A 13558-nucleotide genomic window follows, 5' to 3' on the forward strand; every position below is an offset into this window, starting at 1 on the left:
TTAAATTTCATCATGATTGATCTACAGCAGATAAGAAGTCAGTTTCCCATTTTAAATCAGCAAGTTAACGGCAAACCATTGGTTTATCTGGACAATGCTGCAACCTCACAAAAACCGGTTTCGGTTTTGGAAAGTTGGGAAAAATATTATACTGATATCAACGCCAATGTCCATCGTGGAATCCATACGCTCAGTCAGTTAGCGACTGAAGAGATGGAAAATTCAAGAAAGAAAATTCAGAAATTCATTAATGCTGAACACGATTTCGAAGTTATTTTTACTAAAGGAACAACAGAAGGTATCAATTTGATTGCTTATGCAATAACATCGCAGATTAAATCAGGAGATGAAATTATTATCTCTTATCTCGAACATCATTCGAACATTGTTCCGTGGCAGATGCTGTGTGAGAGAACCGGTGCTGTTCTGAAAGTGATTCCGATTGATGAAAACGGAATCCTTCAACTTGATTTTTTAGATAGAAACCTTAGCGAAAAAACGAAAATTGTATCTGTTAATCAGGTTTCGAATGCTTTGGGAATTGTAAATCCGATTGATGAAATTATTTCAAAAACAAGAAAAAATTCTGACGCTGTTATCATTATCGACGGAGCACAGTCTTCTCCGCATTTCAAAATTGATGTTCAGAAAATAGACTGTGATTTCTTCGTGTTTTCAGGGCATAAAATGTATGCGCCAATGGGAACCGGAATTTTGTACGGAAAAGAAGAAATACTCAGAAAATTGAATCCTTTTCATGGTGGTGGCGAAATGATTGCGACCTGTTCTTTCGAAAAAACGACTTACGCAGATTTGCCTTTTAAATTTGAAGCCGGAACACCCAATGTTGGTGGAAATATCGCTTTGGGAGCTGCAGTGGATTTTATGGAATCTATTGGTCATGAAAATCTTCAGAACCACGAAAATGCTTTGCTGAATTACGCCCAGAAGAAACTTCTCGAAATTGAGGGTTTAAAAATTTACGGCGAGAAAGCGGACAGAACAGGTGTTGTTTCTTTTAATCTTGAGGGAATCGGAATTTCATCTGATGTCGGAATGATTCTCGATAAAATGGGAATCGCCGTAAGAACCGGACATCACTGTACGCAACCTATTATGGAGTTTTTCAATATTGCTGGAACTGTTCGCGCAAGTTTTGCGGTTTATAATACTTTTGAAGAAATTGATATTTTGGCGGAAGGGGTAAAAAAAGCACAGCGAATGCTGATGTAATTATCTTATTCCATCGGCTCCGCTTAAACCATTGAGCCTTAAACCGTATTTCCAGTTTGCATAAACGAAAACCTGATACAGCCTGTACTCAAACTTGAGTCCGTAATTTTCCTGTGGATCATAATCTATGGCAGATTCAACAATATTTCGGTATCGTCCTGCGTAATACAATGAGTTCCATTCATTAACAAGAAACGCATTTTTCGTTTTAAGATAACTTTCGATGTACATGCTCATTGGTTTTGCTACAGCGTTCAGGAAATAATCATATTGGGAATCATATACATCCAATTCCCATTCCCCGTCTTCATTTTTTTCCGGTTTAATTTCAGAATTCTGGGAATCAGCAACCGGATTTCTTGGTGCACAGCTTGAAAACCCTATGATAATTAAGAATATAATAAGCAGCTTTTTCATGGTAACATTTTTAAATATAGTAAAATAAAGATACAAAAAAACCGCATTGCTGCGGTTTTAATTATTATTTAATGTACTCTCGCTGTACTATGGAAACAGCCGGGAAGTGGTCGCTATAACCTCCGGTGTAACGGTCTCCATCCCAAGAACGCAACGGATAACCCTTCCACTGTCCTTCTCTGTTAATCATATAAGACGGAGCGTAAATTTCCGCTTTGTAAATGGTATAAGTAGGTGTAATTTTTTCACCCAACAAGTTTCTTGAAACAATAATTTGGTCGAACAAATTCGGTGCATCACGGTAAGCCAATGAAGCAACACCTGCTTTATACAGTTTTGTCATTAGGTTGAAATAAGGATTCTTATCCGAAAGATCTTTCTGATCACCTACAGCACCTAAATATTTTTTCAAACTCGGACTTACAGGATCGTCGTTAAAATCTCCCATGGCAAACGTTTTTACTGAAGGATCTTTAGCTCGAACTTTGTCCATTTCAGTTTTCAAAACAGTTGCTGCAGCATTTCTCCTGATAGCTGAAGCTGCTTCTCCTCCTCTTCTGGAAGGCCAGTGATTCATGAACACTGCAATTTTTTCACCATCCAACAAACCTTCTACAACCAAAACATCACGGGTATATTCTCGTTTTCCTTCATCATCAAAAACTTTTACCTCTTTTTTGTAAGAATTAGTAGGGATAAACCTTTTCTTTTGATAAATAACTGCAACATCAATCCCTCTGTAATCGTAAGAATTATAATGAATAATCCCGTAATCGTCTTTTGCCAATTCCGGCTGGTTAATTACATCCTGAACAACCTGCCTGTTTTCCACTTCAATTAATCCAACAATTGCAGGATTGGTGTTGGTGTACTGTCTTCCCAGTTCTGAGATGACTTTAGCAACATTATGAAGTTTTTGTTTGTAAACTTTTCCGCCGTAATGTTTGGGACTTAATGGTGTAAATTCCTCGTTACTTCCCTGGTAACGGATTACTTTTTTACCAATAAGGAGAGAATCACTCCAAACTCCATCATATTTATCCTGTGTAGTTTCCAAATATTTTAAAGAATCTACGGGAACACTACGGTGGAACTTAGGGCTTTTAATTGGTAAAGTACCATCTATATAATCTGCGGATGGTATGGTATCCCAAAGGTTTTCAACATTCAAAAACGCAACCGTAGCGCGCTGTACCTGTTTTTGCTGAGCGAAAATAAAGCTGAAGCAAAACAAAGCCAAAAGTAAAAGTTGTTTTTTCATTATATCATTAAATAGGAACGCAAATTTATATTTTTCTTTTCAGTTAGATTAAGAAATTGATTAATAATTAAATGTGAACAAAATATAATAAATATCATTGTTAAAAAACTTTAACAAAATCAAAAATAAAGTTAACTTTGCGTCCCTTGTTTAATGAATTAAAAACCAACAGGAAACAATTAAAAAGTTATGATAAAAAAATTATCTTTAATCTCTTTGTTTACCTTGCTTCCAGCATCGTTTTACTATGCGCAGACAACAGTTTACGCCTATATTAAAGATGCGCAGGGTAACCCAATTGAAAGAGCTGAGGTAGATCTTCAACAATCCGACAACGATATAACTGCAGACAAAATCGGTTATTTTCAGTTTGTGGATATGCAACCGGGAACGTACCAAATAACTGTGTCGAAGCCAGGTTATGAAACACGTGTACTAGATTTCGATGTTAATTCGGCAGAAAAAAGAAAAGATTTAGGAGTTATTAACCTTTCTCTTCTTTCAGGAAGTTCTGATGCTGGTGTAATTGTAGTGGATGAAGCTACAACTGACGATGAAGGAAGCTCAATGCAACCTACAGTAGGACTTTTGAGTTCTGGTCGTGATGCTTTCCAAAACGCTGCAGCTTTCGAATTGGGAGCGTACTGGTTCCGTCCAAGAGGGGTGGACAACAGATATGAAGATGTTTTGTTTAACGGTGTTTCAATGTCTAAAAACGACGACGGAAAAATCGACTTCAGTAACTGGGGTGGTTTGAACGACGTTACAAGATATCCGCTTGAAAGTGTGGATAACATTACGCCTTCAGAATATACTTTCGGTAATTTAGGAGGGGTTGTTTATTATAACACAAGAGCATCCAGCTACAGAAAAGGAACTTCTTTGGCATATTCTTTCACGAACAGAAGTTATAGACACAGAGCGATGGCGACATACTCTACAGGTCTTACAAAAAGCGGTTGGGCTTTTACAGTTTCAGGAAGCCGCAGATGGGCAGATGAAGGAGTAATTGAAGGAACTTACCAGGATGCTTACGCATATTTTGCTGCTGTTGAGAAAAAATTCAGCGACAGATTCTCTGTAAACTTAACTGCTTTTGGATCACCAACATACAGAGCTTCAAACAGTGCAAACACGCAGGAAGTTTACGATTTGATGGGTAAAAACTATAATGCATATTGGGGATGGCAAGATGGAGAAAAAAGAAATTCGAGAATCAGAAAGGTTTTTGAACCTGTTTTTCAACTTGGATTCTACAACAAAGTAGGAAAAACCAGCAACTGGAACAACACTTTCTCTTACCAAACAGGTAGCGATGCAAGATCCAGATTAGACTGGTTCCATGCAAACGATCCTAACCCAACTTATTACAGAAAATTACCAAGCTGGGCCATTGAAAGTGGAGCAACACAGGCTGAAGTTGATGTTATCTCCGACAGCTGGAGAAATGACGATAATGTAAGCCAAATCAACTGGCTGGATCTTTACGAAGCCAACAATAACAACAGAAGCATTGGTGCTCGTTACACAGTTGTAGAAGATGTAAATAAGGACAAAACATTTAACTATGTTTCTCACTTCGATACTAAATTAAGCGAGAATTGGAAATTAAATCTAAACTTCAACTATCAGAAACTTAAATCGGATAACTTTAGAAGAGTTAAAGATCTTTTAGGTGCAGATTTTGCTAATAACAAAGATGCTTTTGGTGGAGACGGTGAATACGACATTGACAACCCGAACCAAAGAGCTGTTGTTGGAGACAGAGTACAGTATTCTTATGACCTGTTAAAAGACACTTATTCATTCAACGCATCTACAGAAGTAGATTTAGCAAAATGGAATATTGTTGCTTCTGCTTTCACCTCTTTCTCAGAATCTCAGAGAGACGGTAAATTCAGAAACCATTTCTACCAAAACAATTCTAAAGGAAAAAGCGCTGTTTATAATGCAACAGATGCAGGTATTAAAGGTAAAATCACTTATAAACTAAACGGTAAAAACTTTATCGTTTACAACGGTGCATTCTTTAGCCTGGCTCCAAGTTTAAATGAAATCTTCTTAAATCCAAGAACAAACGATTTCCTTACACCAGAATTGCAGAACCAAATTATCAACTCTAACGATTTAAGCTATATTCTTAGAGGACAGATTCTGAAACTGAGAATTTCCGGTTACTGGACAGACATTTACAACTCAACAGAAGTATCAAGATACTATGCTGAAACTTCAGGTGAAGGTGGATTATTTACTACTGAGGTAATGGCCGGAGTGCAGAAAAGATATAAAGGTGCTGAACTTGGTGCAGACGTAAAAATTACGCCTACATTAAATGCCATTGCTGTTGCAAGCGTTGGTGAATACACTTACGAAAACAATCCGAATGTTTATTACGCAGCAGATGACGCAAATGTAATCCAGGGACCAAACCTTTACGGAAAGGCCAATATTAAAGGATTTAAAGTGGCAGGAACTCCACAAAAAGCTTATTCATTTGGTTTGAGATATAACTCACCAAAATTCTGGTGGTTAGGTGCTTCCGCTAATTATTTGGCAGATCAGTATCTTGATTTCTCACCATTGACGAGAACTCCAGTATTCTACACCGATCCAATTACCGGTGACGATTATGCTAATATCGATCCTACAAAATTGGCTGAACTTACTCAGCAAACGAAGTTTGACAATCAGTTTATGCTGAACGCCAATGCTGGGAAATCCTTCCTTTTCGGAAAATACAGAATGGGATTGAGTTTAAGTGTAAACAACATCCTGAACAACAGAAACTACGTAACTGGAGGATATGAGCAGGCTAGACTTGCAAACTATCCGGATGCAGTAATAGAAAGCAACAGAACGACACCATTGTTTGGCCCTAAATTATGGTACGACAGAGGGACAACGTTCTTCGCAAATGTATATTTAAGATTCTAATTTTTTACAATTAAAGAAATAATGAAAAAAACGAATTCATTAATAAAAGTATTGTTTCTTTTCTTCGCTGCACTTTTCGTAACGAGCTGTGTACACGATGATAAATATGACAATCCTGATTTGAACACTTATCAGTGTGGAGATTTAACTGCTACCAAAACTTTGGCAGAGGTTAAAGCAATGACTCAAAATACAGTAATTACAACCGATGATGTGATTGAAGGTTACGTTTCTTCTTCTGATGAAACAGGAAATATCTACAAATACATCTACATCCAGGACAAACCGGAAAATCCAACTCAGGGTTTAACGATTAGTGTTGATGCCGTAAGTACTTACTTAAACTATCCTCAAGGTTCTAAAATCTATATTAAACTGAAAGGTTTAGCTGTAGGGAAATATGGAAACGTTCAGCTTGGAGCTATGAGCGGAAAAACTTTCGGTAGAATTCCGGAAAAACAAGTTGCTTCCAGCCTTGTAAGATCCTGTACCACTTCTGCTACTATTGTTCCTAAAGTAATGACACTAAAGGAAATGGGAACTGCAAACGATCAGTACGTAGGAGTTCTTATCGAAGTGAAAAATGCAGAATTTGCATCAAAACATCTTTGTATGCAGTATGCACCAGACGGAACAAGTGTGGACAGACAATTAAATGACCCTACAAGTACTGTAACAACAAGAGTTGTAAGAAACAGTGGTTTTGCATCTTTCGCAGGTAAAACTTTGCCTTCTGGAAATGGTAGCTTCGTTGGAATTTTAAGTAAATACAATTCTACTTATCAATTCTATATCAACAGAGACAGCGATCTGAAGATGAATAACTTCCCAAGATTAGACGGGATTGCTTCAGCTCCATGTACACCAGATCCAACAGCAACACAAAAAACCGTAGCTGAAGTAGAAGCAATGTATAAAGGTGCTCTTACACAAATTACAGAAAACGCGACCTTAACTGCAAAAGTAATAGCAAACGATAAAGCCGGAAATCTTTATAAATATCTTTATGTTGAAGATGCAACTGGTGGAATCAGAATTAATGTGAATTTAACAGATATGTACCTTGATAAAAGATTCACTGTGGGAAGAATGCTTACAATCAACCTTAAGAATCTTTATATTGATAATGTAAACGGAGAATTATATTTAGGAGGTCTTTATCAGGGTAAACTAGGACAAATTGAAAGTGTAGACACCTACAAACATTTATTCGGAACAGATACACCTTTAACAGCTGTTATACCAACAGAAAAAACAATTGCTACCCTTCAGCCAAGCGATGTTGGAAGATGGATCAAAATTAAAGATGTGCAGTTTATCGATGGAGATGTAGGTAAAAACTATGCAGACGGTACAGCAACAACCAATAGAACTCTGGAAGACTGCAGCGGAAACAAACTAATCCTTAGAACAAGTGGTTATGCTGATTTTGGAACAAATACTTCTCCTAAACCTGCAAACGCAACAGAAGTTGATCCTGGTAAAGGTGATGTGTACGGTGTACTTTCAGTATATAATGGAACATATCAATTGTGGATTACAAAGTTAACCGATATTGATCTGGATAATCCGAGATGCGATGGAAGCCTGCCTCCAAAATCCACACAAATCTTTGCAGACGGGTTCACCAACTTAAACAACTGGAATGCAGTAAGCGTAACAGGTGCTCAGGTTTGGAGCTCCATTACCAGAGGAAATCCAACTCCTGCTGTAAGAATGGATGGCGCAAGACTGGCTAATGAAGATTGGCTGATTAATAAAACAGCAATCTCTCTTGCAGGATACACAGATGCATATCTTTCTTTCGAAACCGACGGAAGATTTACTGGAAATCCTTTAGAAGTATATGTTACCGACAATTATACAGGAAATCCAAGTACAACAACATGGACGAAGTTAAATGCAACTTTTGATTCAGATGTAAGTATTTATGACAACTATACCCCTTCAGGAAAAGTAAATCTTAAAGCCTTTGCTGGAAAAAATATTTATGTTGGATTCAAATATACCTCAGTTGCAGGTGCTTCAACAACTTGGACTCTTGATAATTTTGTTGTAAAAGGGTATCAATAAACCAGAAATTACTATCAATGAAAGACCGCAAAATTTGCGGTCTTTTTTTATTTGCCGTACAGAATCTCAAGATATTCTGTTTTCTTAATCATGGTGGCTCCCAGGCTTTCCAAGTGTTCAGAATGGATTTGACAGTCAATTAAATTAAGATCATTTTGATACTGTTGCACAAAGTGTATAAACCCAGCTTTGGAAGCATTGCTCACTTTAGAAAACATACTTTCGCCGCAGAAAACTCGGTTTACCATCACCCCATAAAATCCACCAACTAAATTCCCATCCTGCCAAACTTCAATGCTATTTGCTTTGCCTGCAGCATTCAAATGTACAAAAGAGGAGATCAGTTCCTCGGAAATCCAAGTCCCGTCCTGCCCTTCCCTTTTCGCTGACATACAGTTCCACATCACTTCCTCAAAACACACGTTTTCGGTAAACTGAAAGGTTTCTTTCTGAAGAATTTTCTTCATTGATTTTGAAACCTTTAAACCACTGGGAAAAAGAACAAATCGCGGATCCGGACACCACCATAAAATTTCCTCACCCGGATTATACCACGGAAAAATCCCCAACTGATACGCAAGCCAAATTCTTTCCGGTGACAAATCTCCTCCCACAGCAATTAATCCTCCATCAGGATGATACTGCTGCGGATCTGGGAATGCTATTTCGTTAGTGTCGAGTAAAACCATAAAAAAACCTACTTCATCAAAAGTAGGTTTTTATTTCGTTATAAATTATTTTATTAGAATGGAAGATCATCGTCTTCTTCATCTGCAAAAGGATTTCCTCCGTTCGCAGGCTGAGTTTGAGCCTGTGCAGCAGGTTGCGCTTGCGTTGGTTCGTTAAAATTGTTTGTTCCTGCAGATTTTTCTAATCTCCAACCTGTAATAGAGTTGAAATATTTGGTTTCTCCTTGCGGGGAAGTCCATTCTCTACCTCTAATGTTGATTCCGATTTTCACTTCTTCACCTTCAGCAATATTGTCGAGCAAAGAAATTTTATCCTGCAAAAATTCAATACTAATTGGCTGTGGATACTGTTCCTGCGTCAAAAGAATCAATTCTCTTTTCTGAAATCCACTTGCAAAAGTCTGAGTATCAAATAGTTTTTTTACTGTTCCCTGTAGTTCCATAATATCATTCGTTAAGACTGTAAAAATAGGAAAATGAAAACGAATAAGACAGCGAAATCTGAAATTGTGGAAAAAAATATTTTTTTTGAAAAAAGTTTGCTGAAAAGGAAAAAATAATATTATATTTGCACTCACAAAAAAGAAAAGTAGTTCTTATAAAACCGCGGATGTGGTGTAATTGGTAGCCACGCCAGACTTAGGATCTGGTGCCGTGAGGCGTGGGGGTTCGAGTCCCTTCATCCGCACTTGTAAAGTTTCTAAAAATTAGTTTTTTTAGAAATTTTTTTTGCGAAAATAGCTCAGCTGGTAGAGCACAACCTTGCCAAGGTTGGGGTCGCGGGTTCGAATCCCGTTTTTCGCTCAATTTCTACTTTGCCCTGGTGGTGGAATTGGTAGACACGCAGGACTTAAAATCCTGTATCCGCAAGGATGTACGGGTTCAAGTCCCGTCTGGGGTACATAAAACCTCTGCTGAATTCAGCAGAGGTTTTTTTATTTTTGTAATTCGGATAAATATAATCTCAAAATTTTTAAAATATTCGTTTTAAAAAATCTTATCACTATTTTTGCCCTAGAGTTTTCAGAAAAAAAATGTCAGATATCATTCAGCTTTTACCGGATCATGTTGCTAATCAGATTGCTGCAGGAGAAGTCGTGCAAAGACCGGCTTCCATTGTAAAGGAATTGTTGGAAAACGCGATTGATGCAAAGGCGACAAAGATTGAACTGATTATCCGCGATGCCGGAAAAAATCTGATTCAGGTTGTGGATAACGGTTCCGGAATGTCGGAAACCGATGCAAGACTGGCTTTTGAAAGACATGCTACTTCAAAAATTCGAACCACAGAAGATATTTTTAAAATTTCTTCGAAAGGCTTTCGTGGTGAGGCTTTGGCTTCAATCGCAGCAGTTGCGCAGGTGGAACTCAAAACCAAACAGAAAGACTCGGTTACGGGAACCAATATTTACATTGAAGGTGGCGGTTTTCAGTTTCAGGAGCCGGTTCAGACATCGGAAGGTTCTAATTTTTTGGTGAAAAACCTGTTCTTCAATGTTCCGGCGAGAAGAAAATTTCTGAAAAATAATAATGTTGAATTCCGACATATTATTGATGAATTCCAGCGTGTTGCGTTGGCTCATCCGGATTTGGAATTCGACCTTTTTCATAATGACGAACCCATTTTCAGACTCAGAAAAGGAAACCACATGCAGAGAATTGTCGAAATATTCGGCAGAAAACTGCATCCGCTTTTGATTCCTATAAAAGAAGAACTGGACTGGATTATTTTCCATGGTTACGTTGCAAAACCGGAAGGTGCCAAAAAAATTCGTGGTGAACAGTTTTTATTTGTGAATAACCGATTTTTCAAAAGCCCTTATTTGAACCGAGCTGTTCAGGAAGCTTTTGAAGGATTGCTTTTACCGGGTTATATTCCGTCGTTCTTTTTGTATCTCGACATCGACCCGGAAAGAATTGATGTGAACATTCATCCCCAAAAAACAGAAGTGAAATTTGAAGATGAAAACCTGATTTTCGCTTTAATCCGCTCTACGATTAAAAAATCTTTGGGGATTTACAACATCGCGCCGAGTCTGGATTTTGACCGTGATCCAAAAATGGACGGTTTTTTCAGAGGAGCTTCTGCCAGTTCGATGAATGCTACGGATTCAGCAATATCAAAACAAACTTCGGTTTCGGTGAACAGAGATTTCAACCCTTTTCTCGATGAACCGACTTCCACGACGGCTGCAGAAATCATCAATCTAAAAGAAATTTACGAACAAAATCTTTCAGCCGAGCCTTCAAAAATAAATTTGTTTGAAGACGAAGATTTTGAGGAAGATTTGATGCGTTTACCCAACGGTTACTGGATTTTCAATAAAGCTGAAAAAACGTTGATGCTGGATTTGGGAAGAATGCACAGAATTGTGGTCGCAGACCGAAACAAGGATAAAAAGCCGACCAAAACTAGCCATGCTTTACTGTTCTCTTTGGAATACCATTTGAACGAAATTGAGAAAAACAAATACAAATCCATCAAAAAATACCTGCCGGGAATTGGTTTCGACATGACTTTGGCGCAGGAAAATGTGTTGAGAATTGATGCAGTTCCTGAAGGTTTGAAAGAAACGCAGGTCATTAAATTCTTGGAAACACTTTTTGAAATCCTTGATTACAAAACGGAAGAAGAGTTTATTAACTACTACAATAATCAGTGGAACAGGATGAACTCGAAATCGCGTTTCGATTTTATATACAAATACGAAGTGGAAGAACTGATAAAAGATTTTACCAAACTGGGTTTTCCGACTTACACACCCAACGGAAAAAAATGTTTCATCGAGCTTCCTTTGGATGAATTAAAAAACAATTTTTAAACTATGTTTCAGCAACTGACACCTGTGACAAAAGCGATTATCATGATCAATGCAATTGTTTTTGTACTTGCACAATATCTTTTACCGCAACTTAATGCTTATTTGAGCGGATTTTTCCCATTGTCTCCGAACTTCAGATTCTGGCAAGTGATTACGCACATGTTTATGCACGGAAGTTTCGGACACATTTTGTTTAATATGTTAACGCTGTGGAGTTTCGGTCCTGTTCTGGAAAAAGTTTTAGGAAGCCGTAAATTTTTACTATTTTACTTTGCTTGCGGTTTAGGTTCTTTTATCCTTTTCAACCTTTGGAATTATTACCAGTACAGTGAATTGGTACAGGTTCTTACACAGAAAGGTGTAGATGTTGTGGACATTTACAATAAAGCCAACATGTACAGCAGCGACTATGGAATGGTAAATGGTGATGAACAAACACAAAAACTTTGGGGAATTTTAGCGGGACCAATGGTAGGAGCTTCCGGAGCTATTTTCGGAGTTGTTGCGGGCTTTGCGTTGCTTTTCCCGAATGCTGAACTGTTTTTCATGTTTATTCCATTTCCGGTTAAAGCAAAATATCTTTTGCCCCTTATCGTGATTGCTTCTCTTTATTTTGGATTCAGACAGTTTCAGTGGGACAATATTGCGCATTTCGCACATCTTGGTGGTGCTTTAATTGGCTGTTTGTGGATTTTAGCCTTTAAAAGAAACCGAAATTTGGGCAGATGAAGTTAGTTCGTTTCACGCTTTTAATTATTCATATTGGTGTTGTTGGGCTTTTGTTGGGCTGTTTGCTGAACGCTTTCATTCCACCAAAAATTTTTGGTGCCCTCAATTTTCTTTCCCTTGCTTTTCCTGGGTTAATGATTGCTCATATTTTATTGACGTTCATTTGGATCATTAGTTGGAAGAAGCGAGCGGTTTTCTTCGTTTTAATTTCGATTTTATTATTTAAACCTGTTACAAGATGGATTAATTACAGTCCGAAAGTTGAAAAACAAGGCGCTTTGAAAGTATTAACTTTTAACGGCAGAAACGGAAAATTCGGAAACCAAAATATCAAAGAATACATGGAAAAACTTGACGCAGACATTGTGATTGCGCAGGAATACACCATGAAAGAAAATAATGAGCAAACCATTAATTATTCAGTTGTTACATTAAAAACCAAGCACAAAATTTTGGGAAAGGGTTTAATTGACGTTCCTTCCAAAAATTCGCAAACCTTTTATGCTGATATTCGTTATCATGGAAAAACCATCCGCATCATCAATGTTTATCTCGAACCTTTTTATCTTGAAAAATCAATGGTGAAACCAACGGATAATCAGGATGTTAACGAGCAGAAAGCCAAGATTTTAATCAGTAAGATGATTCCGACTTTCAAAATGCATCAGGAACAGGTGGATGAAATTAAAAAATTTGCAGACCAATCTCCCTATCCTGTGATTATTGGTGGTGATTTCAATGCGGTTCCCAATTCTTACGAATATTACCACATGAGTAAAGGACTTATAGATGCGTTTGAAGCAGTAGGAAGAGGAAGCGGAACCAGTTTTCACGATTATAAAATTCCGATTAGAATTGATTATCTTTTAAGTTCAAAAACCATTAAGCCAATAACTTACAGAGTTGACAGAAGCGTAAAAATTTCCGACCATTTTCCGGTAATTGCTACTTTTGATGTTGAATAAATTTTAAGATTTGAATTCATAATGAAACACAATATATTTGTCTTTTTTCTATTAATACTTCTGATTTCCTGCTCCAAAAAAGAAAATAAGGAATCTGAAACCGATGTTGAAAGCGCAGTTGCCAATTACGACACTACGGCGATTGATTCCTTTTCCGGAGGTGCAACTTTAAATAATATCAAAATGAGTTTTGATACGATGCGTAATAAAGTTGATACGCTTGTTACCAAAACAGACCAAAAATTAGATAAAGAAGCAATATCTGCCAAAAAGAAAGCCGAGGAAACAGCAGAAAAAACCAAAGCTGAAGCTGAAAAAGCAGAGAAAGAATTGAAAGACAAAGCGGCCAATGCAAAAGAAGAGGCAAAAAAGGCGGCACATAAAGCGGAGCAATCAGTTCAGGAAGTAAAGGAAGAATTGAAAAATTAATTATTT

11 protein-coding genes and 3 tRNA genes are annotated in these 13558 nt (G+C 37.4%); 10 read left to right on the plus strand and 4 right to left on the minus strand.

The features are described from left to right. Positions 1 to 12: 12 nt before the first annotated feature. A complete protein-coding gene (locus Q0252_RS03075; RefSeq protein WP_297983694.1) occupies positions 13 to 1233 on the plus strand; it encodes an aminotransferase class V-fold PLP-dependent enzyme in 1221 nt (406 codons plus the stop codon). Here the strand turns inward: Q0252_RS03075 and Q0252_RS03080 are convergent, their stop codons facing one another. Together Q0252_RS03080 and Q0252_RS03085 are read right to left on the minus strand one after the other, a co-directional pair. Continuing rightward, complete coding sequence (locus tag Q0252_RS03080) at positions 1234 to 1650, minus strand: DUF6146 family protein (RefSeq protein WP_297983697.1); 417 nt, start codon at positions 1648 to 1650, stop codon at positions 1234 to 1236. A gap of 64 nt (positions 1651 to 1714) precedes the next feature. After that, complete coding sequence (locus tag Q0252_RS03085) at positions 1715 to 2911, minus strand: endonuclease (protein ID WP_297983699.1); 1197 nt, start codon at positions 2909 to 2911, stop codon at positions 1715 to 1717. A 189-nt stretch (positions 2912 to 3100) separates the two neighbouring features. Here Q0252_RS03085 and Q0252_RS03090 point away from each other — a divergent pair, with 189 nt between their 5' ends. Next, entirely contained in the window at positions 3101 to 5845 is a 2745-nt protein-coding gene (locus Q0252_RS03090) for a TonB-dependent receptor (protein ID WP_297983702.1), read from the plus strand. A gap of 21 nt (positions 5846 to 5866) precedes the next feature. Further along, positions 5867 to 7918: a DUF5689 domain-containing protein gene (locus Q0252_RS03095; RefSeq protein WP_297983705.1), complete on the plus strand. Its 2052-nt coding sequence runs from the start codon at positions 5867 to 5869 to the stop codon at positions 7916 to 7918. Between the two features lie 47 nt (positions 7919 to 7965). Here the strand turns inward: Q0252_RS03095 and aat are convergent, their stop codons facing one another. Both aat and Q0252_RS03105 read right to left on the minus strand, forming a co-directional pair. Continuing rightward, positions 7966 to 8607 carry a leucyl/phenylalanyl-tRNA--protein transferase gene (aat, locus tag Q0252_RS03100; protein ID WP_297983708.1) on the minus strand — a complete coding sequence of 214 codons (642 nt, stop codon included), beginning with the start codon at positions 8605 to 8607 and terminating at the stop codon, positions 7966 to 7968. A gap of 53 nt (positions 8608 to 8660) precedes the next feature. After that, positions 8661 to 9050 carry a DUF3127 domain-containing protein gene (locus tag Q0252_RS03105; RefSeq protein ID WP_297983711.1) on the minus strand — a complete coding sequence of 130 codons (390 nt, stop codon included), beginning with the start codon at positions 9048 to 9050 and terminating at the stop codon, positions 8661 to 8663. Between the two features lie 163 nt (positions 9051 to 9213). On the opposite strand from Q0252_RS03105, the gene Q0252_RS03110 reads away from it, so the two are divergent. The 7 genes from Q0252_RS03110 (at position 9214) to Q0252_RS03140 (ending at position 13552) form a co-directional block, all read left to right on the plus strand. Continuing rightward, positions 9214 to 9295 (plus strand) — tRNA-Leu (locus Q0252_RS03110). Positions 9296 to 9338: 43 nt separating this feature from the next. Further along, positions 9339 to 9411 (plus strand) — tRNA-Gly (locus Q0252_RS03115). 13 nt (positions 9412 to 9424) lie between these two features. Beyond that, a tRNA-Leu gene (locus tag Q0252_RS03120) sits at positions 9425 to 9508 on the plus strand. A 133-nt stretch (positions 9509 to 9641) separates the two neighbouring features. Next, entirely contained in the window at positions 9642 to 11429 is a 1788-nt protein-coding gene (mutL, locus tag Q0252_RS03125) for a DNA mismatch repair endonuclease MutL (protein WP_297983714.1), read from the plus strand. Positions 11430 to 11432: 3 nt separating this feature from the next. Further along, positions 11433 to 12158 (plus strand): rhomboid family intramembrane serine protease, encoded by a 726-nt coding sequence (locus tag Q0252_RS03130; protein ID WP_297983716.1) that lies wholly within the window; start codon positions 11433 to 11435, stop codon positions 12156 to 12158. Then, entirely contained in the window at positions 12155 to 13123 is a 969-nt protein-coding gene (locus Q0252_RS03135; protein WP_297983719.1) for an endonuclease/exonuclease/phosphatase family protein, read from the plus strand. Before Q0252_RS03130 ends, Q0252_RS03135 begins: the two co-directional genes overlap by 4 nt. A gap of 21 nt (positions 13124 to 13144) precedes the next feature. After that, positions 13145 to 13552: a hypothetical protein gene (locus Q0252_RS03140; protein ID WP_297983721.1), complete on the plus strand. Its 408-nt coding sequence runs from the start codon at positions 13145 to 13147 to the stop codon at positions 13550 to 13552. Positions 13553 to 13558: the final 6 nt, after the last annotated feature.

This window comes from uncultured Chryseobacterium sp. (assembly GCF_936933875.1).
Taxonomy (GTDB): Bacteria; Bacteroidota; Bacteroidia; order Flavobacteriales; family Weeksellaceae; genus CAKZIK01.

Excerpts from the sequence above, each read along its gene's own strand:
- Q0252_RS03140 (WP_297983721.1), top strand. The coding sequence starts at position 13,145 with ATGAAACACAATATATTTGTCTTTTTTCTATTAATACTTCTGATTTCC.
- Q0252_RS03130 (WP_297983716.1), top strand. The coding sequence starts at position 11,433 with ATGTTTCAGCAACTGACACCTGTGACAAAAGCGATTATCATGATCAAT.
- aat (WP_297983708.1), bottom strand. The coding sequence starts at position 8,607 with ATGGTTTTACTCGACACTAACGAAATAGCATTCCCAGATCCGCAGCAG.
- Q0252_RS03075 (WP_297983694.1), top strand. The coding sequence starts at position 13 with ATGATTGATCTACAGCAGATAAGAAGTCAGTTTCCCATTTTAAATCAG.
- Q0252_RS03105 (WP_297983711.1), bottom strand. The coding sequence starts at position 9,050 with ATGGAACTACAGGGAACAGTAAAAAAACTATTTGATACTCAGACTTTT.
- Q0252_RS03090 (WP_297983702.1), top strand. The coding sequence starts at position 3,101 with ATGATAAAAAAATTATCTTTAATCTCTTTGTTTACCTTGCTTCCAGCA.
- Q0252_RS03080 (WP_297983697.1), bottom strand. The coding sequence starts at position 1,650 with ATGAAAAAGCTGCTTATTATATTCTTAATTATCATAGGGTTTTCAAGC.
- mutL (WP_297983714.1), top strand. The coding sequence starts at position 9,642 with ATGTCAGATATCATTCAGCTTTTACCGGATCATGTTGCTAATCAGATT.
- Q0252_RS03095 (WP_297983705.1), top strand. The coding sequence starts at position 5,867 with ATGAAAAAAACGAATTCATTAATAAAAGTATTGTTTCTTTTCTTCGCT.
- Q0252_RS03135 (WP_297983719.1), top strand. The coding sequence starts at position 12,155 with ATGAAGTTAGTTCGTTTCACGCTTTTAATTATTCATATTGGTGTTGTT.
- Q0252_RS03085 (WP_297983699.1), bottom strand. The coding sequence starts at position 2,911 with ATGAAAAAACAACTTTTACTTTTGGCTTTGTTTTGCTTCAGCTTTATT.